The organism is Gemmata sp. SH-PL17, assembly GCF_001610855.1.
Taxonomy (GTDB): domain Bacteria; phylum Planctomycetota; class Planctomycetia; order Gemmatales; family Gemmataceae; genus Gemmata; species Gemmata massiliana.
Genome location: NZ_CP011271.1, coordinates 1,792,482 through 1,814,716, shown reverse-complemented (window position 1 = coordinate 1,814,716; position 22,235 = coordinate 1,792,482). Strand labels below are relative to the sequence as shown.

The window sequence follows — 22,235 nt, the reverse complement described above, 5'->3', positions numbered from 1 at the left end:
CACGAACCGCGGGCACCCCTTTGCGATTGGGCCACGCCCATTCTTACTAGCACCGCGATCAAGACCTCACTGCCTTCATCCCGGAGTCACGCGCCCGCGCCACAGTCCGGCTCTGCGCGCCCTCTTCGTCGGTCGGGTGTAACGCGCGGGCCAGCTTCGCAGATATTCGACCGCGTGATCGAAGCCCAAGGTCACCGCGCCCAACCGAGAGCGGCGAGGCGCGCAGATACGACGCCCAACAAGAAGGTCAATGCGCGCAAGCGGCACGCGGTCGTCGTGGACGCGATAGGCCGGCTCGTGGCCGCGGTGACGACGGGATCACAGTCACGGTCGTGTGGGTGAGGTCACGAGCACTCAATTGCGACTGCGGCTGTTGTAGGTGGACAACAAGTACCACAACCACAGTTTGTACGCGGGTGGCCCAGAGCACCGGGTACGAGATCGCGGCGGTAAGCCGGCCGGAAGGAACGAAGGAGTGGTGAAGTTGCCCCGGCAGCGGGTTGTGGAATGCACGTTCGCGTGGCCCAAGCGGTGGTGCGTCTGACCGTGGACCGGGAGAAAAGCACCCGCTCGAGCCGCGCCATGATCCAACTGGCCATGATTCGGATCATGTTCCGGCGACTTCACCCGATCAATGATGAGCCCCCGTTTTGTTACCGGAATGCCTCACGCCTCTGCAGGACAGTCATCAGACCGTATTCACGATAGCTGTCGTTTCGTAGGATGCCGGGACGAATCTCCGTTTGGTGATCCCTCATTACGATCGCGCGTCTCGACAACCTGCGAAAGCAACCGTCCGTGTTCGGTCACCTGACCGGTCTGGCGGTTGCCGCATTCGATGAGTTGGCCACACAGGTCGTTCCGGCCGTCGAAGCCGCGCACTACAAGTGCACTCGATCGGCCGAACCGGAAACGGGCCGTCGGCGGTGGCGACGACTTCGACCTGTCGCTCACCGATCAGGTGCTCCGAACCGTCATCTGGTTGCGCCAGTACCCGACCAACGAGGCCCTCGGGTTCTTATTCGGAGTGTCCGACTCGACCGCCAGCCGGGTTCGGAACCGATGCGCGCCGGTGCTGGCCAAGGCCGGGCGGGGCACCATGCGAATGCCGGCCCCCGGGTACCCCGCGCCGCCGGGCGTCATCGATTCGTTCGAGCCGCGGGCCCAGCCAGCAGGCGCGCGACTCGGGCACGAAGAGCGCCCACGCCCTGAAAACTCACCGCGGACGAAGAGTCCGGGCGGATTGTGTACGTGTCCGATTCGGTATCCGGGTGGTGAGCGGACATCAAGCGGTCGGACCGGTCCCGGCTGATGAATCGTCCCGGACGGCGTCGGTGCGCGGGGATCTGGGATACACGGGGGGGCGGGCCCGGCCCCCGGTCGGTCGGTGCCGCGTGGCGATCTCGCTGACCGGTCCGTCCCCGCCGCTCCCGGAACACTTGGCTAAAGCCGAGGCCGCGGCGGAAACGCTCCGGATGCCGGGCAAACCACTGATCCCGAAGAAATACTTCTCGCCGGAAACGTCCCGCCTCACGGCCGACGTCGTGGCCAAGACCGACAACGTCTTCGATTTCCCTCTGGACGGCGACCTGACGCCGTGACGTGAGGTCACAAAGATTCACAGGGCATCCGCCCTGTGCTACGTCAGTCGGCCCCTCCGGGGCGAAAATAAAAATCACCAACTACAGCGTTGGTGCACCACGGTCCCTCGCGGTGCGAAGATTAGCACTTCCAATGCGTTCGTAGCACAGGGCGGGAGCCCTGTGGCCTAATACGGCACGCGACTTGCTAAAGCAGTATGTCGGCGGTGACCGGTGCGGGACGGTTACGGGCGACGCCCCGCACCGGCTCACTTGCCATAATTGGTCCCGGCGCGTTACTCGGACTAGGCGGAGCCGGGCGCCCAGGTTATTCACTATTCTTCGTGAACGAGTTCGTTGTCGCCGCCGAGGTCATCGTGGATACGCTTCGCCCGGCCGCACTCCGGGTTCTGGTCGTAGACGACAACCGGGACGCGGCCGACACCCTGGCCATGCTCCTCGAACTGCGCCGGTACGAGGTTCGGGCCGCCTACGACGGTTCCCACGGGCTGCGCGTCGCGCGCGAGTGGGTTCCAGACTGCGTGATCTCGGACATCCAGATGCCGGAACTCGACGGCTACGCGCTCGCGCGGGCCGTTCGCGCGGACCCTGCCCTGGCCGAGACGAAACTGGTCGCACTGTCCGCGTTCTCCGACGCGGGGCACGTACACCGGGCCGCGGGCGCGGGGTTCGATCACCAAATCACCAAGGCGAGCGACACACAAGAACTGTTGGAGGTGTTAACCATGATCGAGGAAATCAAGAAACTCGCGACCCAGACGCAAGAACTGGCTCAACAGAACGTCGAACTAGCCGGACAAACCAAAGAGCTTTTGAGAGAAGTCAAGGAAGAGGTGAGGGAGGTCAAACAGGACGTCAAGGAACTGAAGCGCGAAGTGAAGGAACTCAAAGACGAGCGCGACTCCAAGAAATCCTGAGCGCGCGCCGCATTTCCACACACCGCTCGTGTCTCAATTCTGCACCAGCGCCGAATTAATGGTTCGCACCAAACCGTGCTGATTGTTTGTCTTCTGTAGCCGGCCTCTGCGAGGCCGGTGAGCCACAAACACAGGACATCCCGGCCTCGCAGAGGCCGGCTACAGAAGACAAACAAACGAGGCCAACTCGGGTTCGACGGCCCCAACACTTCGGCCGTCACCGCTTTGCCGCGTGAAAGCGCGTGTTTTGTGTTCGTGGCACAGGCCAGAGGCCTGTGGAGGCGCTCACACAGGCCAGAGGCCTGTGCCACCAAACCAAAGATCAACTCCACCAATTCAATGCTGCGCTACCCGTTCGGTGCGGGCACTCCGTTACAACCCGCTGGTGCGTAAGCCCCGCTGCGCCCGGTGTCGAGGAGCTTCTCGGCGTCGAGCGTGCGGAACAGTTCGATCGTTTTGGCCACCAACCCCGTCCACCCGGTTTGGTGGCTCGCGCCGATCCCGGCCCCGTTGTCGCCGTGGAAGTACTCGTAAAAGAGCAGGTGGTCGCGGAAGTGCGGGTCCGCCTGGAACTTCTCCGCGGCGCCGAAGACCGGTCGGCGCCCGGAAGCGTCCTTCAGGAAGATCGCGTTGAGTCGGGTCGAAATCTCCCGCGCGACCTCGAACAGGTTCATCTCCACGCCCGAACCCGTCGGGCACTCCACCCGGAACGTGTCGCCGTAGTAGAGATAGAAGTGGAGGAGCGAGCGCACGATCAGGATGTTGATGGGGAACCAGACCGGCCCGCGCCAGTTCGAGTTGCCGCCGAACATCCCCGAATCGGACTCGGCCGGGAGGTACGCGACACGGTACTCCTGCCCCTCGACGGTCACCGAGTACGGGTGATCGAGGTGGTAGCGCGAGATGCTCCGCAACCCGTAAGGCCCGAGGAACTCGTTTTCGTCCAGCACGCGACTCAGGATGCGGCGCAGGCGCTCGGGGCCGACCAGTGCCGCGAGCCCGCGGTCCCCGCACCCGCGGTTCTCCGCGCCGAGCGGGTGCGCCCCGCGCACCAGGTGCGGCATCACGCGCACGCGCTCGGCCATGTACGCGAGCATGCGCGGCACGTGCTCGCGCTGCTGCGGTTCGATCACGCACGTCGCGGCCAGCGGGAGCAGCCCCACCAGGGAGCGCACCTTTAACCGCTCCGAGCGCCCGTCCGGGAACCGGAGCACGTCGTAGTAGAACCCGTCCTCTTCGTCCCACATCCCGTCGTCGCCCACGCGGTTGAGGGCGTTGGCGATCCAGAGGAAGTGCTCGACGAACTTCGTCGTCAGCTCGTCGTACTCGGGGTCGTGCGCGGCCAACTCGACCCCGATCTCAAACATGTTCTGGCAGAACATCGCCATCCACGCGGTGCCGTCGGCCTGTTCGAGGTACCCGCCCCCGGGGAGCGGCGCGCTGCGGTCGAAGACCCCGATGTTGTCCAGCCCGAGGAACCCGCCCTCGAACACGTTGTGCCCGAACCGGTCCTTGCGGTTCACCCACCAGGTGAAGTTGAGCATCAGCTTGGAGAACATCCGCGCCAGGAACGCCCGGTCCCCCTCGCCGCGCTGGGCCTGTTCGATGCGGTACACGTACAGCGCGGCCCAGGCGTGGACCGGCGGGTTCACGTCGCTGAAGTTCCACTCGTAGGCCGGCAACTGGCCGTTCGGGTGCAGGTACGCCGCGCTCAGCATCAGGTCGAGTTGCTGCTTGGCGAAGTCGCTGTCGACCATAGCCAGCGGCACGCAGTGGAACGCAAGGTCCCACGCCGCGTACCACGGGTACTCCCACTTATCGGGCATGGAGATGACGTGGGCGTTGGCCATGTGGAACCAGTCCCGGTTCCGCTGCGCGATGGGGCGCTGGCGCATGGGATCGACCCCGCGCTCGACCAGCCAGTTGTGAACGTTAAAGGAGTAGAACTGCTTGGACCAGAGCATACCGGCCAGCGCCTGGCGCGCGACCGCGGCCTCGTCCGCGGTCGCGGCGCGCGGGAGGACTTTGGCGTAGAACTCGTCCGCTTCTCGCGCGCGCGCGCCGAAAGCGGCGTCGGCCGCGGAGCCGAAGGGCACTTGCGCGCTCCCGGGGGGCGTATCGGACAGGCGCAGCCGGATCACGGTTTGCCCGCCGGGGGGCACCGTGATCGTGTAGTGGGCCGCGACCTTGGTCCCGGTGCGCGCCGGATTCACCGCGGCGCGCTCGCCGTGAACGAGGTACCGGTCGATCGCGTCCTTGACGAACGGGGACGCGCTGGGGGAGCCGAACACGCGCTCGTTGTTGGTCTCGTTCTCGGTGAAGAGCAGCTCCGGTTCGCCGTCGCAGTAGAACCAGCGCGGCCCCAGTTCCTCGTGGGCCGCGACCACCGTCCGCAGCCCGCGCGGGCCGTCGACCTCGTGCAGCGCGGGCTTGGGCGCCGGGGCCGCGCCCCACGACCAGATGTTGCGGAACCAGAGCGTCGGGAGTACGTGGAGCGTGGCGGCCTCGGTCCCCCGGTTGGCGACCGTGACGCGGACGAGTACGTCTTCCGGCGCGGCCTTCGCGTACTCAACGAACACGTCGAAGTACCGGTTGTTCGCGAACGCCCCGGTGTCGATCAGCTCGTACTCCGGCTCGGTGCGCCCGCGCCTTCGGTTGGTGTCGACGATGTCGGAATAGGGGTACGCGCCCTGCGGGTACTTGTAGAGGTACCGCATATACGAGTGCGTCGGCGTGCTGTCGAGGTAGTAGTAGTACTCCTTGACGTCCTCGCCGTGGTTCCCCTCGCTGTTGGTCAGCCCGAACAGGCGCTCCTTGATAATAGGATCGGCGCCGTTCCACAGTGCCAGCGCGAAACACAAGTGCTGCTTGTCGTCCGAGATCCCGGCCAGTCCGTCCTCGCCGCGGCGGTAGGCCCGGGACCGGGCCTGGTCGTGGCTGAAATAGTCCCAGGCGTTGCCGGACGCGCTGTAATCCTCGCGTACAGTTCCCCACTGCCGCTCGCTCAAATACGGCCCCCACTTGCGCCAGGGCGCCCCCGCTCGCGCTTCTTCAAGTCTCGCCGCTTCCGCGTTCATGGTCCCTCCGCTCGGTCCGAGATGGGCGGCGCGCGACGCGCCGCGTGTTATCGGTGGACGGGTACACGGGTTCCTCCCACGAAAGCCCGCACGGACCGCACCGCACGAGCGCTATCGAGGTGAGCGCCATTCCAGCGCGAGTTACGTCAGTCACACGCCATCAAAGGGAACTGTCGACCGCCGCGCGAGATCGCGTGGTGTGTGAGGGGCGCCGGAACGGATCACGTGATGCCATCAATCTCGCCGACCTAACAGAATTTGTCAAAGGCTTTTTTCGAGCCGAAAAGCGAGTTTCCGACAGGTCTTGCGCGCACCGGATTGCCCCGTGGCCTCAATTTCGAGGCGCCGCGAATCAGACGCGAAACAAAAACCGCTCTCGATTGATTCCCCACGCGAAGTTGCCAACCTATGCTTGGTACGGCGATGAGTTCGATCGAGGGGCCGCCCTTGATGATCTAGCGACGATAATAATCTCCACGGTCGCGGGCCGGAGGTCCGAGACGTTTTCGCCCGGGTACGGTTACCGGTCCGACACACGGAACGCGGCATGAATGTGATTCAAACGTTCCCGTTTACAGGAGCGGCGCTCCTGTTCAGTGGGGCCGCGGGGCTGTTCATGCTCGCGACGGGCACCGACGTCGTACACCTGGAATTTTTCGCGGAAGAAACGCGCCCGGTTCACAAGTTCGATGACCTCGGTTTGGCTCTGGTTTTGCTGGTTGGCGCCTTCGGGTTGGACCGCACAGTGGCCGCGGGCCGGTTGCGCCGGGAGCGCGAACTTGAAACCGAGCGACTCCGGGTGCTGAAAGCGACCATGCGGACCGTTCACGACATCGTCAACAACTTCCTGAACGGGCTCCAACTGGTCCGGATCGAGGGCGAAGGCGTCCTCCCAGCGGAGACGCTCGACCTGCTGGACGTTTTGAGCCGGGACACGGCCACAAAACTCAAGGCGCTCGGCGACCTCGAATCCGTCCCCGAGCGCGAAATGGCGAGCGGGATCGGTATCGACTTCGCCCAGAATGCCGGGAACCGAACCGAGTGACGGTCGGCACCAACAAATACCGTGTCGCGCGAATTGGTGCCCTTCTAACAATCAACTGAGTTACTCAATCGCTCCGCGGGCCTCGTGCCGTTCCGTTGGAACGGCGCAAACGATGGCGCTGGCTGCGATTAACCTCAACACGTCCCCTTCCGACCGGACCCGCCGAGCGCGGCTCTCTCCTCACATAATAATCAGTGCGTCGGATCAATTTTGGTTCTACCATAAATTAATGATGGTACCGGTCCGGCGCGCCCGGGCGCGCCCTCTCCCGACCCGCACGGCAACCGGAACGCACGATGGAATCACGACACTCGCGCTGGCGCCGGTGGGCCGTCGTGCCCGGGCTGGCACTGGTGTACGCCGCGACCGCCCGGATGGGTCTGGCCCTGGGGCTCCCGCCGGACCACAAGGTGACGGCGATCTGGCCCCCGTCGGGGATCGCGTTCGCGGCCGTACTCATTTTCGGCCCCCGCGTGTGGCCCGGGATCTGGCTCGGCGCGGTCCTGGCCAACGTGTGGGACGCCTTTACTCCCGTGGGAGCCGGGGCGTTCGGCGCGCATCTCGGCGCCGCGATCGCGATCGCATCGGGATCAACCCTTCAAGCCCTCGCGGGGGCGCAACTCGTGCGCCGGGCCGCCGGCGCGGTACCGCCCCTGGACCGCGCCCGCCACGTGTTCCGCTTCGTGGCACTCGTGCCCGGCGCGTGCCTGATCGCGGCCACGATCGGGGTGACCGCGCTGTGTACGAGCGGGTTGGCCCCCTGGGGGGCGTTCGGCACACTGTGGTGGACGTGGTGGCTGGGCGACGCGGTCGGCGTACTGGTGGTCGCACCTGTGCTCCTGACCTGGGGACGGCCCCGGGCGCCCGGGGCGAACCGCCCGGGCGCGGGCGAAGCGGTCGGCATGTTCGCGCTGCTCCTGGGCGCCAGCGTACTGGCGTTCGGCGGTTGGGAGCACACGGGCGCGCGCGCCAGCCCGCTCGCGTACCTGAGCCTGCCGTTTCTGGTGTGGGCGTCGGTCCGGTTCGGGCCGCGCGGCGCGGCCCTGACGGTCGTGGTGATCGCGGCGTTCGCGGTCTGGGGCACGGTCCGCGGGACCGGGCCGTTCGTGCGCGCGGACGTGTACGAGTCCCTGCTGCTGCTCGACGTGTTCCTCGCCGTGGCGGTCGTCACCTCCCTGGTGCTGTGCGCCGTGCTCCGCGAGCGCGCCGACATCGAGGCCGCGCTGCGCGCGAGCGAGGCGCAGCTCCGGAACCTCGCCGAGGCCATCCCCCAAATCGTTTGGGGGACCACCCCGGACGGAGCCGTCTCGTACCTGAACCAGCAGTGGACCGAGTACACCGGGCTGACCGGGGCGGCCCCCGACGACCTGGCCCGGGTGGTCCACCCCGACGATCTGAAGCGCTTACTAGGCGCGCACGCGGACGCGCGCCGGGCCGGGGCCGTGTTCCAGAGCGAGTTCCGGATGCGCCCGGTTCGCGGCGGGGAGTACCGCTGGTTCCTCGTGCGGTCCGTGGCGGTAGTCGGGCCCGACGGGGCGCCGGCCGGCCGGATCGGGACGTCGACGGACATCGACGAGCTGAAGCGCGCGCAGGCCGAACTGGTCCGGCAGCGCGCCGACCTGCAACTGATCCTCGACACCGTCCCGGCCCTCATTTTCCACAAGGACCGGGACCACCGCCTGGTGCGGGTGAACAACGAACTGGTCCGGCTCGTCGGGCTCCCGCGCGAGGCCCTGGAGGGGCGCACGGACGCCGAGATCGGCTCCCCGCACGCGGAGCAGTACCGCCGGGACGACGAGGCGATCATGACCGAGGCCCGCGAGGTGCGCGGGGTCATCGAGCCGCTCTACACGCTCGCCGGCACCCGGTGGCTCCAGACGTCCAAGCTCCCCTACCGCGACGCGACCGGGCGCGTCACCGGGCTCATCGGGTTCTCGGTGGACGTCACCGAGCAGAAGCTCGCCCAGGACGAGGTGCGCCGGCTGAACGCCGAACTCGAACAGCGGGTCGCCGAGCGCACCGCGATCGCCGAGGCGCGCGCGACCCAGTTGCAGCGCGCGGTCGGGGCGCTCCGCGAGCAGAAACAGCTCCTCCAGACCGTCCTCGACAGTTTGGGCGAGGCCGTGCTCGTGGTCGATAAGAACGGCAAGTTCCTGATGCAGAACCGGGCGTTCCGGCAACTGCACCCGGAGCCGACCGAGCACCTCTCGCCCATCGAGCGCGCCCGCGTCAACGGGGTGTACCTGCCCGACGGGAGCGCGCCGTGCCCCCCGGACCGGCTCCCGATCTTCCTGGCCATGCGCGGCGAGTCGTGCGACGACGTGGAGCTGATGACCGTCAGTAACGCGCACCCGGACGGGATCCCCATCAGCGTCACCGGGCGCCCGATCCTCGGTCCCAACGGGGTCGAGGGCGGGGTGATCGCGATCCGCAACGTGTCGGACGCGCGGACCGCCGCGCGCGCGCTGCGCGAGAGCGAGAAGCGGTTCCGGGCGATCTTCGACCAGACGTTCCAGTTCATCGGGCTGATGACGGCCGACGGCACCGTCATCGAGGCGAACCGGACCGCCCTGGCCGCGGCCGGGTTGTCCGAAGACGAGGTTCTGGGGAAGCCGTTCTGGGAAACGCCCTGGTGGACCCACGACCCGGTCCAACAGGACCGTCTGCGGGACGCGATCGCCCGGGCCAACCGCGGGGAAACGGTGCGGTTCGTAACCACGCACCGCGCCGCGAACGGCGAACTGCTGTGGGTCGATTTCTCGCTCAAACCGTTCCACGACGAGAACGGGACTGTGACCCTGCTCATCCCCGAGGGGCGCGACATCACCGCGATCAAGCGCTCGGCCGACGCCCTGGAAGCGGCCGACATGCTGCTGCGCCAGTTCATCAAGCACGCCCCGGCCGCCATCGCCATGCTCGACACCGAGATGCGGTACGTGCAGGCCAGCGACCGGTGGCTGACCGACTACCACCTCACCGGGCAGAACGTCATCGGGCGCTCACACTACGAGGTGTTCCCGGACATCCCGGAGCGCTGGAAGAGGATCCACCGGCGCGTCCTCGAGGGGGCCGTCGAGATGTGCTCCGAGGACCCGTTCCCGCGGGACGACGGAAACATCGAGTGGCTCCAGTGGGAGGCCCGGCCCTGGCGCAAGGCCGGGGGCGAGATCGGCGGGCTCGTGTTCTACACACAGGTCATCACGGACCGCATCCGGGCCGCCGAAGCGCTGCGCGAGAGCGAGGAGCGGTTCCGCAGCGCGTTCGATGCCGCGCCCATCGGGGTGGCCCTGGTCTCCCCGGAAGGGCGCTGGCTCAAGGTGAACCAGTCCGTGTGCGCGCTGGTCGGGTACTCGGAAGCCGAGCTCCTCACCATCGATTTCCAGACGATCACGCACCCGGACGACCTCGGGGCGGACCTCGCCCTGGTCGAACAAGTACTCCGCGGCGAGTTAGCGTCGTACCAGATGGAGAAGCGCTACTTCCACAAGTCCGGGCACGTCATCGACGTGCTGCTCGCGGTCTCGCTGGTGCGCGACGCGCGCGGGGAGCCGCTGTACTTCATCTCCCAGATCCAGGACATCACGGAACGGAAACGGGCCGAGGCCCGGTTGCTCGCGTCGGTCCACGAAAAAGAGGTGATGCTCAAGGAGATCCACCACCGGGTGAAGAACAACTTGCAGATCATCTCGACGCTCCTCGACCTCCAGGCGGACGGGATCACCGACCCCGAGGCCCTGGCCGCGTTCCGCGAGAGCCGCGGGCGCGTCCGGTCGATGGCCCTGATCCACGAGCGCCTGTACCGGTCCGAGAACCTCGCCAGCGTCGAGTTCGGGACGTATGTCTTGAACTTGGCAGAAGATTTGTTCCGGGCGTACCGGGCCGACGACGAGGCGATCCGGCTGACCGTGTCGGTCACGGTCCCGCCCGTACCACTGGACATCGCGATCCCGTGCGGGCTGCTGATCAACGAACTGGTCTCGAATTGTTTAAAGTACGCTTTCGCGGGCCGGGAAGGTGGTATGATCGAGGTATCCTTAGTGCGCGCGGAACCCGGTACGAACGTCCTCACCGTCGCCGACGACGGCGTGGGGTTGCCGCCCGGGTTCGATTTCCGGCAGTCGACCTCGTTCGGCCTTCAACTCGCAAACACGTTGGTCGACCAGCTCGGTGGGGAAATCACCCTGAACGGGACCGGGGGAACGCGGTTCACGATCCGGTTCCCGGCCCGCGGGTAAGCGGTCAGGCACGTCAGCAGAGGGGCACATGCCAACCAGCGTACTGATCGTCGAGGACGAGCGCATCATCGCTCTGGGCATCCAGAAGCGCCTGACGAGCATGGGGTACTCGATCGCCGGGCTCGCCGCGACCGGGGCCGACGCCGTGCGCAAGGCGACGGACCTGCGCCCGAGCATCGTGCTCATGGACATCCGCCTCGAAGGGGACATGGACGGGATCGAGGCCGCGGCGCGCGTCCGCGGCCAGCTCGACCTGCCGGTCGTGTACCTGACGGCCAACTCGGACCCCGAAACGCTGCGCCGGGCCAAGATCACCGAGCCCTACGGGTACGTCCTCAAGCCCTACGAGGACCGCGACCTGCAGACCGCGATCGAAATGGCCCTGTACAAGCACGAGATGGAGCGCCGGCTGCGCGATAACGAGCGCTGGCTCGCGGCCACGCTCGGGAGCATCGGGGACGGGCTGATCGCGATCGACGAGGGCGGGCGCGTCCGGTTCATGAACGGGCTGGCCGAACAACTGACCGGGTGGGCCGCGGTCGACGCCCAGGGGCGCCCGGTCGAGGAAGTGTTCCCGATCGTCTCCGACCGCACCCGCGCGCTGGTCACGAACCCCGCGCTCGAGGCCCTGCGGACCCGGCAGCCGGCCGCGATCGCCGAGGGCACCCTGCTCCTCCAGCGCGCGGGCGGGGAGGTGCCGATCGACGACAGCGCGGCCCCGATCAGCGACGCCAACGGGCGCCTCGCCGGGGCCGTTCTGGTGTTCCGCGACGTGACCGAGCGCAAGCGCCTCGAAGAGCACCTCCGGCAGGCCCAGAAGATGGAGGCCGTGGGCCGGCTCGCGGGCGGGATCGCCCACGACTTCAACAACATCATGACCGTGATCGGCGGGTTCAGCGAGCTGATCCTCTCCGGCATCCTGCCCCCGAGCGAGGTCCGCGAGCACCTCCAGGAGGTGAAGGCGGCCAGCGACCGGGCCGCGGCCCTCACCCGGCAGATCCTCGCGTTCAGCCGCAAGCAGATCCTGCTCCCGTGCGCGCTCAACCTGAACGCCGTGGTGCGCGACACCGCCGGCATGGTGCGCCGGCTCATCGGCAGCCACATCGAGTTCGCGACCGAGGCCGACCCGTTCCTCGGGTCGGTGATGGCCGACCCGACACAGATCACCCAGGTGCTGATGAACCTGGCGCTGAACGCCCGCGACGCGATGCCGCGCGGGGGCCGGCTCACGGTTCGCACCTCGGACCTGCGCCTCGACGACGGGGCCGTGCCGCCGATCCCGGGGCTGAAACCAGGGCGCTACGCGGTGCTCGAAATGACCGACACCGGTTCGGGCATGACCGACGAGGTGAAGGGCAAGATCTTCGAGCCGTTCTTCACCACTAAAGGCAATCAAGGAACGGGCTTAGGGCTCTCAACTGTGTACGGTATCGTGAGCCAGACCGGGGGCGACGTCGGGGTCGTCAGCGCCCCCGGGCGCGGGACCACGTTCAGCGTGTACCTCCCGGTGTCCGAGCCGCTCCCCGATCCCCGGGCCGCGGAGGGCGGGCCGCAGACGGACCGCGGGTCCGAAACGATCCTGGTCACGGACGACGACGCCGGGGTGCGGCGCGTCATTACGATGCTCCTGGCGCAAAAGGGGTACGCGGTCCTCGACGCCTCTTCGGGACCGGAAGCCCTGGGACTGGCCCGCGCGCACGCCGGGCCGATCCACATGCTCCTCACGGACGTGGTGATGCCGGGGATGAGCGGCGGCGAACTGGCTCAGGCCGTTGTCCCGTTGCGCCCGGGGATCAAGGTGATGTTCGTGTCCGGGTACACCGAGGACGCGCTCGTCGAGCGCGGGCTCGCGGAATCGACCGCGGTGTTCCTTCACAAGCCCTTCACGGCCGAAGTGCTCACGCGCCTCGTGCGCGAGGTGCTCGACCGGCCCGCGGTCTAACGCGCCGCGCGAATTTGGCCCCGAGCGCAACGACGGGGCGTTTTTCATTTCTCACGAAAGAAAATTTTACGGAAATTGCCCATCTTCCCCCAACAGCCGGGCGGTTCCGTTCTACAGGGCAAGTACGGCAGTGTATTCGTTACAACCCGTGCCCCCGGCGCGGGTCGTTCCGGTCGGTGAAAATCCGGCCGCCGCCCATACTGTTTCGCCCGAGTTGCCCGTGCATCCCACGACGGTCTTTCCGAGCAACGACCCGAGGTTCGTGCCCGCCCCGGAACCCGCGCGCCCCGCGCCCGGGGCGGAGGACCAGCCGACGATGCGGGTTCCCGCGGCCCTGCCGGCGCCGGCCGAGGCGTTCCCGGTGGTGACCCCCCCGCCGCGCGGGCGCCTCGCCCCACTATCAAACGCGCCGCTCGGGATCGCGAACCTTTCGGGCTCCGACTGGAGCTCGGAATGGGACGACGACGGTGAGTCCATGTTCCCGGGGGCACGCCGGCCCCCGCGTGTCGGGGACACGGTGCTCGGGTTCAAACTTGTTGGGGAACTCGGGCGCGGGGCGTTCGCGCGAGTGTACCTCGCGCACCAGGAGAGCCTCGCGAACCGGCCCGTCGCGCTCAAAGTCACGCTGCGCCCGACGCACGAGGCCGAGCGCCTCGCCCGGCTCCAGCACACGAACATCGTGCCCGTGTACTCGGTCCACACCGACGGCCCCGTGCAGGTGCTCTGCATGCCGTTCCTGGGCAAGGTCACGATCGCGGACCTGCTCCGGGTGTACCGGTCCGATCCCTCGCGGGTGGCCGGGCGCCGGAGCACGGTGGCGCGCGGCGCGCGCACGACGCTGACCACGGACAGCAAATCGGTCCCGGCCTCCGACGGGCGCTCGGGCGCCCCGCGGGTGCCCGTTTGGACCTGGGACTCCGCGGACCCGCCGCCCATCGTGGGCGACCCGCGGACCGTTGTGCAGGCGCTCGTGCAACTCGCCGAGGGCCTCGCGCACGCCCACGAGCGCGGCATCCTGCACCTCGACCTGAAGCCCGCCAACGTGCTCCTCGCCGACACCGGCGAGCCGATGCTCCTCGACTTCAACCTGTCGTTCGACGCCGCCCGCCCGGACCGCGAACTCGTCGGCGGGACGATGCCGTACATGGCGATCGAGCAACTGCTCGACATGCGGAACCGCGGCGCCGGCGCCCTCGACCAGCGCACCGACCTGTACGCGCTCGGCGCGATGGCGTTCGAGATGCTCACGGGATCGGTGCCGTTCCCCCCGACCCCGAAGGGGCTGCGCGACATCGACGGCCAGGTCGCGCTCCGGCGCCAGGGACCGCCCGCGCTGCGCCCGCTGAACCCGGCGGTGACGCCCGCGGTCGAGGCCATCGTGCGGAAGCTGCTCGCCGCCGAACCCGAAGACCGGTACCAGAGCGCCGAGCAGCTCCGGACCGACCTCGAGCGCCACCTGAACGACCAACCGCTCCGGTACGCCCGTGAGACCTCGGTCACCGAGCGCCTCGGAAAGTGGCGCCGGCGCAACCCGGGGCTGACCGTGCGCCTGATGGCCGCGGGGCTCATCGGGCTGGCACTCGGGCTGGGCGGCATCCTCCACCAGCGCGCGGAGGCCACGGCCCGGGTCGGCGCCGTGGAGCAGGCCCGCGTCACGCGCGCCGCGCTCGACACGGTGCGCATCGACCTGATCCTGTACGGCGACAAAACCACCCACGAGCGCGGCGAGAAGCGGGCCGGGGAACTGCTCGCGGCCTACGGGCTGCCCGGCGACCCGGACTGGCAGAAGCGCCCCGAAGTGAGCCGGCTCACCGAGACCGAGCGCGGCGCCCTGACCGCGGACCTGGGCGAACTGCTGCTCCTGTTGGCCCAGGCCCGGTGGCAGGGCTTCGAGACGCGCCCGGAATCGGAGCGCCGCGAGCGCGCGGCCCAAGCGTGGAAGCTGAACCGCGCGGCCCAAGCGTGCTTCGGCGCGAGCGCGGCCCCGGCCGCTCTCGACCGGCAAGCGGCGCTCATCGCACCGGCAGTCGGTGAAGTGTTCGAGGCCCCCAACCCCGCAAAAGCGCCCGGCGCGCGCACGGAATTCATTGAGGCCGCGTTCGCGCTGATGAGCGGGCGCTACGCCACCGCGGTCCCGCTCCTCGACCGCGCGATCGCCGACCAACCGGCCCACGGCGCGGCGCAGTTCTGCCTCGCGTACTGCCGCCAGCAGCTCGGCCAGTACACGCGGGCGCTGGAGCGCTACGACGTGGCCCGCGTGCTGCTCCCCAAGGACCCGCGCCCGGCGCTCCAGCGCGGGGCGATCTACGGCCTGTGCAAGAAGCCGGCGCTCGCGGAGGCCGAGTTCACGAAGGCGATCGACCTCGACCCGGGCTACGCCGAGGCGTACCGCGCACGCGGGTTGACGCGCTACCGGCTCGCCAGAACCGACGAGGCGCGCCCCGGCCGGGCCGCCGCCGCCCGCGCGCAACTGGAGGCCGCGGACAAGGACTACACGTGCGCCCTCGAGCGCGGCGCGTCCCGCTCCACATTCACTTGCTCCGCGCCGCGGCGCGGGACGGGCGCGACCCGTTGGGCGCGAAGGCGGACCGCGAGGCCGCCGGCAAACTCACCGCGACGACCGAAATGGACTTCCTGGTCCGCGGAACGGTGCGCGTCATTGAGGACCCGACGAGCGCGCTCGCGGACTTCCGCAGCGCCGAGGAATTCAACCCGCGGTCCCTGGTCGCGCTCCAGAACCAGGCCCACGTTTTGGCCGACCGCTTGAAAGAGAAGGATCCGCGCGGGGCGCTCAAGGTCGCGACGCGGGTGGTCGAGTTCTACCCGGAGTTCGCGCTCGGGCGCTCGGGCCGGGCGGTCCTCCTCGCCCGCCTCAAGGATCGCGACGGCGCGCACAAAGAGGTCGAGCAAGCCCTGCTCCTGTCCGACGACGCCGAGGTGAGCTACCAGGCCGCGTGCGTGTACTCGCTGACCTCCGCGACGAACCCGGAAGACAAGGCGAAGGCACTGGAGTTCTTGCGCCAGGCCGTTCGCGACGGGTACAGCAACCTCCCGGGGTTGGCGCGAGACCCCGACCTCGAACCCGTGCGCAAATCCAAGGAGTTCGAGGGAATCAGCTACGCGGCCAACCGCCTCGTCAAGTAACCCCGCTCGAACTCAACTAAAACTCAACTAAAAGAAACGGCCCCGACCAGATCCTCTGGTCGGGGCCGTTCGCGTTTCAGGCCCGTCGTACCGCCCGGATGGGAGGAGCGGTTCCGCGCGCCCGCGCGGGTTCACATCACGGGACGAGCGGGATCTGGTAAATCGGGTTGGTGCCGAGCAGCGGATCGGTCGGGGGCGTCGGGGCGACAACGACCGGGGTCGTCGGCGCGGGCGGCGGCACCGGCTCGGTCAGGGGCGGCGTTTCGATACCGATCGGATCGAGAACGGACACGCTCGGGTTTTCGCGCTGTTCGAGGGCGAACACAGACAGACGGGCGCGGAAGCTCATGGAAACCTTTCTGCATTGAGGGGGTGCCAGAGTTCATCTGGCGAGTGAGCCGACGGGTAGCGAGTCAACTCACACGTGATTCTGTCGCAGTCGAAATTCCTTGACTAGTGGAATTTCTGTTTAAATACGAGTTTTCTCAAAGCATTGTTCACGGGTGGAAAGAGATTTCTTCCCCCGCCACCAACGGCTTTTTATCTCACCAGAAATATCGCGGTGGATGTGATCCGACGTGAATGAAAATTGGTTTCGCAATAGTCAGGTACCGGGCACTCAGAACCCAGCGCAGATCGATCCTGAACTGACAATTTTCTCGGTCCCGGGTCGATTTCCGTGCTAGTTCGGGCCGGCCGTCGTGACGCTCAAAATACGCAGCTTGCCGCGTCGCGGCCAATTTCGACCGCGCGATTTTCAATTGCCGAGCGCGCACGAATAGCGAGCCGGTTTGAAACTAGGAAAGATGCGAATTACGGGTCAACTTTACCGACGAATAGAAAGGCGCTTCTCGATTCGCGGCGTGTGAGTATCTTCAATCTCGCACTTGGTGCGAGGGGAACATGCGAGTCCGGAAGGCGCTACTAGCTCTCACCATCGTCGCGCTCGCCGCGCTGATCGCGGTCGGCGCGGCCATACGTCTGTTGCGCCCGAACCCCGTGACGCCCGCGTGGGTGGACGAGTACGATGTGACCGCGTCCGCCCCCGAAACCATTGCCCCAGGAACGGTGATCGAGCGCGCTGCGCCGAAGGGGTGGTCGCACCTCGTCATCAAGAGTTTGCCGCGCGTGCGCCCAAGCGAAGTGGAGCACGTACCGAGTCTCCCGATCGTCGGCCGTGACTTGACCGTGCGCATGGTCGCGTGGATGTTCACCGCGTTCACCGCGGACGTGGTTCAGGAGCACCAGGGGGACCAAACCCGGTACCGGCTCCGCGCGATCGGACTGGGGCTGGGCACGAACGTGAACGGGCGCGATGTCGTCATCACGACGGCCACGGCGGGGCAACACGGCGCCGATATGAACGCGATCAAACGACAGGTTCTGGACACCGGGTACCGCATTCAAAAACAGGCGATCATCCCCGTCCACGGTCCGTCGTTTGCACTTCTCGACACGCCAGTCATCAGCCGTTGCGGGAACAAACACCGGACGATCCGGTACCGGTACGCGCTGCTCGTGGACACGAAAACGGGTTCGCTGGATGTGTTACTGTGGCTCCTCGGAGGCGACGGCGGCGAGTGCAACGATCTGACACGAGCGGTTTGGATCGAGCCGAACTGCATTGACCCGGCGGAGTTGGTGCCCGACCCCGAAGAATTTAAGGGGAACATCCCGTCGGACCTGTCGTTCGCGGTGGACAAACTGCCCCCGTATCGGTTAGAGATGGCGGTCCCGCCCGAACTGCGCGAACTGGTCGGGAGGACCAAATTCACCCCCGACGAAGCCCGCGCGCTCGAAGCCGGTTTGCGGAAGCTAACGGCCGAGGCCCGCCCCTAACGTTTCAGGAAGAATCACGATGAGCACAATACTTCTCGCGGCCCTGGCGCTCGCGCCCGCACAACCCGCGGGCGACAAGCACGACGATCTGAACCCGTTGTTCAAGCGCCTGATGGACCCGGGACTCGAGGTCGGCCCGAACGCGAAGGCCAAGTTCCCGGCGCCGACGATGGCCGACGGGCTGACCGCGGACAAACAGAAGGCGATCATCAAATCGGCGATCGGGACCGACTACAACTACGACGAATTTGTCCGCGACTCCGTGGTGGCGCCGCAGGTGATGAAGATCCGCGACCTCGAACCGGCGGACAAGACCGCACCGGCGCGGGCCGTGGACGTGTGGTTCGTCGTGTACGGCGATTTCAAACTGTTGGAGGACGAAAAGTTCCTCGACAAGTTGATCGGCGCGGGCAAGTCAAGCGGCGGGGGTAAGGGCGGCCCGCTGCCCGCGGCCGAACTCACCAAGCGAAACATCGAGATCAAGAAGGGTGACGAGAAGCGCGAGGGTTACGGGACCATCGAGTTCGACTTCTTGGAGAAGGTGCGCCTGCGGGCGACCGGGCACGCGATGTGGAGCCGCAACGGGGAGTCGGTCCTGGCCGCGGCGGAAGTCGATCCCCGGTTCCGCGACGACAAGGAGTTCCCGAACGAGTGGCGCTCGATCACGAAGACCGGCGGGCAGACGAAGGTCGGTAACCCGAACCCGTGGGGCGGGGCCGCGATGTACCTGAAGATCACCAAGCTCGCGGAACCGGCCGGCGCGCTGTTCGTCGAACAGCACATCGTGTTCGCCGAGCCGACCGGGTGGTTCGACGGCGCGAACCTGCTCCGCTCGAAACTGCCGCTCGTGGTGCAGGACAACGTCCGCACCATGCGCAAGGAGTTCAAGAAGAAGTAACCGCGATTGATGTGACAAAGCACAGCGGCCCCGGTCTGTTCCGGGGCCGCTGTGCTTTGTCACATCAATCGCTCAGCGCGGCTTGTTCGGCCCGCCGCGCGGACCGTTCAGGAACGAATTGACCCGCTGCTTCAACTTGCGGTGCGCGGAGGAGTTACCGATCGAGAGCTGGAGCGCGTCGCGCACGTTCAGCCCGGGGTCGGGGAACGGCAGCTTCGCGAGCGCGTCGTCCACCTCGCCCACCAGCGTGTACTTGGTGTCGTCGCCGACGTTCACCTCGATGCCCAGCGCGCGGAGCGATTCGAGGTCACGGTAGAACCCGCGGACGTCGAGCTTGAGCCGCCGGAGGAGCGCCGCGCGCGTTTGGGGACCGCTGCGGAGCAGCGTGAGCAGGCGGTACAGGCGTGCCGCCCGGAGCGAGGTGAGCGAAACCGCGGAGGCGTCCACCTTTTTTCTCCCCATACGTCGCCTCCGTCCTGGTGCGGGGAGGGGCCGCCGTCCGTGCGTGGTGCCGGGTGATCCCGACCGCGGACCCGCGGGCACCGTCGTCCTCGGGGCGCCCGCTACGTGTGACCTCCCACGCCGAACTGCCGTGGTGATATGGGCATGATGGTAGGGACGGCGCACGGGGAAAGCAAGCGTTCGCCGCACGGACTCACGAGAAATCGAGCCAATTGAGGCGAGGCGCGAGCGCCGCGCCTTTAGGAGTGACACCGCATTGTCACTAAAACCGGGAACCAGGGTTCGCGTGATCCGTGGCTCTTGCTTCTTCCTCTCAACACCGGACACTTACTCGCACCCAGCACAGCGCCGCGTACCCACCGCTCCACAGATCCGGGTGAGGTAACAAACGCTAACGCTTTCGGCCCGCGCCGAGAATTTCTCGCGGCTTCAATCCCCAAGTATTGCCTGTGCAATATGTTATCGCAGATTCGACCCGCGTAGTGCTCACACAAATTGCTAACATCGGCTAAATACGGCTTCAAGGCCTCCATTTCGCCCCCGAACCGAGCTAACAACAGGCTGACGCTCTCGTCCCCCGAAGCGTCATTGTCTTGTCGCCGCCGGAGTATCTGCACGGCTTCGGCTTAGCAATTATACGCCAGTGAACAGGTGATTGTACTCAGAGGTGCGGTCGAGATATGTCGCTGATCCGGCGCTGTTTTATTTAACTGTCACCCGTAGCCGACCTCGATCATCAGATTGCAAAAGTGCGATACGCGAGTACGGGTTCGCCCTCCCCCGCTCGTGAAACGCCGCGCCGTTAAAAAACGAAACACAACCCAGGCGCGATCAGGTGCTTACTAAGATGCGTTGGCCCTGGATAAAGGCCAAAACCCTGCGGAAGAACGAGGTTCCGGCCTTCTTGGGTGCGCCGATGGTGCCCGGGGTCGAGTGGTCCCCGTAGAACGGCACGTAGTGCACGTCGAGGGCACACGTCCACCAGCGGTTCCGATCCCGGCGGGTGAACGCGGCCACGTCATGAAGGGCATCGACCAACCGCCGTGAGCTGGCCACCAGATCAAAAGGCAGCACGAACGACAGATCATACAGTCTCGTGCGAGGAGTGGAAGTACCGGGTCGCCACCACGAACAGGGTCTGGGTAGCGGCCGCCACTAACAGCACCACGTCGATCAGTTGGCCCCAGGTGGCGGATCCCTTGTAGTCGGTCCAATTGAGGACCCGTTCCAAGGTCCGGCGCGTCAGTGCGTGGACCACCGTCGGGGTGACCGCAGAGTAACCACGTCGCGTGGGAGCGTCCCGTTCAAGTGTCTGAGAACATTGAGCTTAGGAACTCCCGTGCGGCACTACCAAATCTCTCGGAACTACTGGCTGGGGAAACTCGTTACAAAGGCACTATTAGCCCTTCGCCTTGATCGCGGCCTTCACCAGTTCCTCGATCGCCGCGTCGACCTTGTCGTTACCCGGGTTGCCGACCCACTTGTGCCGGATCACGCCGGTGTGATCGATCACGTACAGCGTGGGGAACGCGCGCACGCGGTACTTCTTCAGCACCGGGCTTTCCGGGCCGTTGTCCCACCAGTGGGTCCACGGCATCTTCTCGCCTTCCAGAAACTTTTCGAGCGTTTCCTTCTTGTTGTCCGCGCTCACGCTGATGAGCTCAAACGGCTTGCCCTCCATCTTCTTCACCAGGTCGCGCTCGTGCGGGATCATCGCCTTGCACGGCCCGCACCACGTGGCCCAGATGTCGAACAGGACGACCTTGCCCTTGTAGTCGGAGATCTTGACCTTCTTGCCGTCGAGGGTCATCGATTCGACTTCCGGTGCGGCCTTGCCCACGACCACCGAGGTCACGGCCTTCAGGTTCTCGATCTCCTTGGTTGCGAGGTCGCCCACCGTGGGGCTCTTGGGGGCCGACGGGTTGATCTTCGCGTTCGGGGCCTCCTTCGCGGCCAGTTCCAGCATGGCGGTCGCGTCCTTCACCATGAGCGCGATCTGCTTCTCGTCCTCTTCTTCTTCAATCGCCTGCGCAATCTTGTACCCGCGGATGAACGTCGCGACGCCCTTCGTGTCCTTGTCGGTGGCCTTCTCGGAGACGGCCTTGAGGAGCTTGTCGCCCGGTTCGCCCAGGCGCATCGCGGGAACGAGCAGGTCCCGGACCTTGGCGCTGGCCGCGTGGTGCAGGGCGATCATCTGGGTCGCCTTGTCCACGTCCTCGTTGTTCGCACCGATGCGCCCCGCGATTTGCACGACGAACGCGGCGGCATCGAACCCGACGTCGTCCTTCGGGTCGTCCTTCGCGATCTCGAACGCCTTGCCCGCGGTGAGGAGCACGAGCTCCTTCATCTCGCCCTGAATCGCCCGCGCGTCGCCGGGGTTCTCGACCTTCGAGAGCTGGGTCGCGAGTTCCTTGTTCTCGTCCTCGAACTTCTTCTTGAGGGCGGCGAACTTCTCGGCCCGGTCGGTCTTCGGCCCATCGGCCGGCTTCTTGTCTTGTGCGTAGGCGACCCACAGGCCCACGGACAAGGACAGCGCGGCGGCACAAAGCAGGCGCATTGCGGCGTCCTTACGGTGAAGGGGGATACGAGCGAAACGGCCCGCGTGAGCCGTTCGGGAACCAACTCAGTTTACGCCAACGTATTAGACGAGCAAAGGGAAACAGGTATTCGTCACTCAGAAGCACCTCGCGTCATAAAGTCTAAAATCAGAATCCTCATTTGAGAAGTTCGCACCCGAGGTTGCCCAGCGGGAGTAGCCCGGTGATACCGTTGGCGTCCGAAACACCATGCCTTTTGGACCCCGAAGGGGGTCACCGGGAATAGCCCGGGGTTTCAACCCCGGGTTGTGGAGACGGGCCACGCCCGGTGGCGCCGTTGGGGTCCGAAACACAATGCCTTTTGGACCCCGAATGGGGTCACCGGTAATAGCCCGGGGTTTCAACCCCGGGTTGCGGAGACGAGCCACGCCCGGTGGCGCCCGAAACACCATGCGGGGCCGGCAATGGGCTCTCGTACCCGGGATTTCAACCCGGGTTGCGGAGACGAGCCACCCCGGAGTGACGCTTCGGGATCCAA

Annotated in this window: 14 protein-coding genes; 9 read left to right on the top strand and 5 right to left on the bottom strand. The window is 66.6% G+C overall.

From position 1 onward, the window contains the following. Positions 1-838: 838 nt before the first annotated feature. The 3 genes from VT84_RS07420 (at position 839) to VT84_RS07410 (ending at position 2,518) form a co-directional block, all read left to right on the top strand. A complete protein-coding gene (locus VT84_RS07420; RefSeq protein WP_082839095.1) occupies positions 839-1,312 on the top strand; it encodes a helix-turn-helix domain-containing protein in 474 nt (157 codons plus the stop codon). Continuing rightward, entirely contained in the window at positions 1,275-1,601 is a 327-nt protein-coding gene (locus VT84_RS39510; RefSeq protein WP_162271534.1) for a hypothetical protein, read from the top strand. The genes VT84_RS07420 and VT84_RS39510 overlap by 38 nt, the downstream gene beginning before the upstream one ends. A 356-nt stretch (positions 1,602-1,957) precedes the next feature. Continuing rightward, on the top strand, positions 1,958-2,518 hold the full coding sequence (locus tag VT84_RS07410; RefSeq protein WP_162271633.1) for a response regulator: 561 nt from the start codon (positions 1,958-1,960) through the stop codon (positions 2,516-2,518). 347 nt (positions 2,519-2,865) lie between these two features. Here VT84_RS07410 and VT84_RS07405 read toward each other — a convergent pair whose 3' ends face one another. Beyond that, on the bottom strand, positions 2,866-5,595 hold the full coding sequence (locus VT84_RS07405) for an MGH1-like glycoside hydrolase domain-containing protein (protein ID WP_082839093.1): 2,730 nt from the start codon (positions 5,593-5,595) through the stop codon (positions 2,866-2,868). A 547-nt stretch (positions 5,596-6,142) separates the two neighbouring features. Between VT84_RS07405 and VT84_RS07400 the strand changes: the two genes are divergently transcribed. The 4 genes from VT84_RS07400 (at position 6,143) to VT84_RS07385 (ending at position 15,584) form a co-directional block, all read left to right on the top strand. Next, positions 6,143-6,640, top strand: coding sequence for a hypothetical protein (locus tag VT84_RS07400; protein WP_052559280.1), 498 nt, complete (start codon positions 6,143-6,145; stop codon positions 6,638-6,640). A 296-nt stretch (positions 6,641-6,936) separates the two neighbouring features. Further along, positions 6,937-10,875 carry a PAS domain S-box protein gene (locus tag VT84_RS07395; protein ID WP_082839092.1) on the top strand — a complete coding sequence of 1,313 codons (3,939 nt, stop codon included), beginning with the start codon at positions 6,937-6,939 and terminating at the stop codon, positions 10,873-10,875. A 28-nt stretch (positions 10,876-10,903) separates the two neighbouring features. After that, positions 10,904-12,817 (top strand): hybrid sensor histidine kinase/response regulator, encoded by a 1,914-nt coding sequence (locus VT84_RS07390; protein WP_052559274.1) that lies wholly within the window; start codon positions 10,904-10,906, stop codon positions 12,815-12,817. 220 nt (positions 12,818-13,037) lie between these two features. After that, complete coding sequence (locus VT84_RS07385) at positions 13,038-15,584, top strand: protein kinase domain-containing protein (RefSeq protein WP_082839091.1); 2,547 nt, start codon at positions 13,038-13,040, stop codon at positions 15,582-15,584. A gap of 513 nt (positions 15,585-16,097) precedes the next feature. On the opposite strand, the gene VT84_RS07380 is transcribed toward VT84_RS07385, so the two are convergent. Then, positions 16,098-16,310 (bottom strand): hypothetical protein, encoded by a 213-nt coding sequence (locus VT84_RS07380; RefSeq protein WP_052559270.1) that lies wholly within the window; start codon positions 16,308-16,310, stop codon positions 16,098-16,100. Between the two features lie 554 nt (positions 16,311-16,864). On the opposite strand from VT84_RS07380, the gene VT84_RS07375 reads away from it, so the two are divergent. After that, on the top strand, positions 16,865-17,800 hold the full coding sequence (locus VT84_RS07375; protein WP_082839090.1) for a hypothetical protein: 936 nt from the start codon (positions 16,865-16,867) through the stop codon (positions 17,798-17,800). A 19-nt stretch (positions 17,801-17,819) separates the two neighbouring features. Beyond that, complete coding sequence (locus tag VT84_RS07370) at positions 17,820-18,698, top strand: hypothetical protein (protein ID WP_052559265.1); 879 nt, start codon at positions 17,820-17,822, stop codon at positions 18,696-18,698. Between the two features lie 72 nt (positions 18,699-18,770). On the opposite strand, the gene VT84_RS07365 is transcribed toward VT84_RS07370, so the two are convergent. The 3 genes from VT84_RS07365 to VT84_RS07355 form a co-directional block, all read right to left on the bottom strand. Next, positions 18,771-19,160, bottom strand: a complete 390-nt coding sequence (locus VT84_RS07365) for a hypothetical protein (protein WP_052559264.1) — start codon at positions 19,158-19,160, stop codon at positions 18,771-18,773. Positions 19,161-20,244: 1,084 nt separating this feature from the next. Continuing rightward, positions 20,245-20,418 (bottom strand): hypothetical protein, encoded by a 174-nt coding sequence (locus tag VT84_RS40590; protein WP_239465722.1) that lies wholly within the window; start codon positions 20,416-20,418, stop codon positions 20,245-20,247. Between the two features lie 141 nt (positions 20,419-20,559). Continuing rightward, positions 20,560-21,717 carry a TlpA family protein disulfide reductase gene (locus VT84_RS07355; RefSeq protein ID WP_052559258.1) on the bottom strand — a complete coding sequence of 386 codons (1,158 nt, stop codon included), beginning with the start codon at positions 21,715-21,717 and terminating at the stop codon, positions 20,560-20,562. Between the last annotated feature and the right edge of the window lie 518 nt (positions 21,718-22,235).

Excerpts from the sequence above, each read along its gene's own strand:
- VT84_RS07420 (WP_082839095.1), top strand. The coding sequence starts at position 839 with ATGAGTTGGCCACACAGGTCGTTCCGGCCGTCGAAGCCGCGCACTACA.
- VT84_RS07405 (WP_082839093.1), bottom strand. The coding sequence starts at position 5,595 with ATGAACGCGGAAGCGGCGAGACTTGAAGAAGCGCGAGCGGGGGCGCCC.
- VT84_RS07400 (WP_052559280.1), top strand. The coding sequence starts at position 6,143 with ATGAATGTGATTCAAACGTTCCCGTTTACAGGAGCGGCGCTCCTGTTC.
- VT84_RS07395 (WP_082839092.1), top strand. The coding sequence starts at position 6,937 with ATGGAATCACGACACTCGCGCTGGCGCCGGTGGGCCGTCGTGCCCGGG.
- VT84_RS07390 (WP_052559274.1), top strand. The coding sequence starts at position 10,904 with ATGCCAACCAGCGTACTGATCGTCGAGGACGAGCGCATCATCGCTCTG.
- VT84_RS07380 (WP_052559270.1), bottom strand. The coding sequence starts at position 16,310 with ATGAGCTTCCGCGCCCGTCTGTCTGTGTTCGCCCTCGAACAGCGCGAA.
- VT84_RS07375 (WP_082839090.1), top strand. The coding sequence starts at position 16,865 with ATGCGAGTCCGGAAGGCGCTACTAGCTCTCACCATCGTCGCGCTCGCC.
- VT84_RS07370 (WP_052559265.1), top strand. The coding sequence starts at position 17,820 with ATGAGCACAATACTTCTCGCGGCCCTGGCGCTCGCGCCCGCACAACCC.
- VT84_RS07365 (WP_052559264.1), bottom strand. The coding sequence starts at position 19,160 with ATGGGGAGAAAAAAGGTGGACGCCTCCGCGGTTTCGCTCACCTCGCTC.
- VT84_RS07355 (WP_052559258.1), bottom strand. The coding sequence starts at position 21,717 with ATGCGCCTGCTTTGTGCCGCCGCGCTGTCCTTGTCCGTGGGCCTGTGG.